This is a genomic window from Aeromonas enterica (assembly GCF_054052465.1).
In genome coordinates this window covers 1-1090 of record NZ_JBSTYL010000060.1, presented here as the reverse complement: position 1 = coordinate 1090, position 1090 = coordinate 1, and the positions used below count along the sequence as shown (strand labels likewise).

Sequence of the window (1090 nt, the reverse complement as noted above, 5' to 3'; positions counted from 1 at the left end):
TACTCAACCGCCTTCTCGAGTCAAGCCTTATTTTCAAAGGCTTTTCGAGGCACCGACTGGCTTGTTTGCGTTGCCGCTTGCCCTGTCGATGGAGGCGCATTATAGGGAGTAGAAAATTTCTGGCAAGCAGATAATTGCAAAAAAATGGCTTTCACCAACCGTTCGCTCACAAAGCCACCAATGCGCATATTAAGCGAACAAAATCAGCCCGCGACAGGCACTGAAACGGCGAATTCATGCAGGTTGTCGTAGATGGCATCCGCCAAGGCGATGCCGGCATCCGTCACGGGTTTGCCAGTACGCACCATGACTTTATGACCAACCTTGGCACCGACTGCTGCTTTCAAATCGGAAGGTTTGTCACCCACCATATAGGAATGGCTCATGTCGATGTCCAGTTCCTGTTGTGCCAGCAGCAGCATACCGGGTTCAGGTTTGCGGCAATCACAAGGTACGCCGTAATCCGGGTGATGTGGACAGAAATAGATACCGTCAAGATCCACATCCCGATCGGCCAGTGACCAGTCCATCCATTCAGTCAGGTTCATGAAGTCGTCCTCACTGAAATAGCCGCGGGCGATACCAGATTGGTTGGTGACGACGATCAACAGATAGCCTTTCTTCTTCAGCAGCTGCATGGCGTCGATCACACCGGGCAGGAAATGGAAGTCGTCTACCTTGCAGACATAACCGGTGTCTTCGTTGATGACACCGTCACGGTCCAGAAAAATGGCGGGCTTGCTCACAGGGGACTACCTCAATAAATGATTTTGCAAAGTATCTCATAGGGCACAAAGCCTAAAAAGAAAAAGGGGCGGCCGAAGCCACCCCTTTCATATTTGTATATAACGAATCGATTAAGCGATTACGCTAGCTACAACACCGGCACCTACGGTACGGCCACCTTCACGGATAGCGAAACGCAGGCCGTCGTCCATTGCGATCGGCGCAATCAGGGTAACAACCATTTTGATGTTGTCGCCTGGCATTACCATTTCAACGCCTTCCGGCAGTTCGATGGTACCGGTCACGTCGGTAGTACGGAAGTAGAACTGCGGACGGTAGCCCTTGAAGAACGGGGTATGACGAC

At 51.5% G+C, this 1090-nt stretch carries 2 protein-coding genes; both read right to left on the bottom strand.

All coding sequences use genetic code 11. The annotated features are described in order from the left end of the window. Window positions 1–203 precede the first annotated feature (203 nt). A complete protein-coding gene (gene gmhB / locus ACW5XD_RS23870; protein WP_456497018.1) occupies window positions 204–746 on the bottom strand; it encodes a D-glycero-beta-D-manno-heptose 1,7-bisphosphate 7-phosphatase in 543 nt (180 codons plus the stop codon). Between the two features lie 111 nt (window positions 747–857). Further along, a partial coding sequence (locus ACW5XD_RS23865; RefSeq protein WP_456496932.1) for an EF-Tu C-terminal domain-related protein occupies window positions 858–1090 on the bottom strand: 233 nt, incomplete at its 5' end.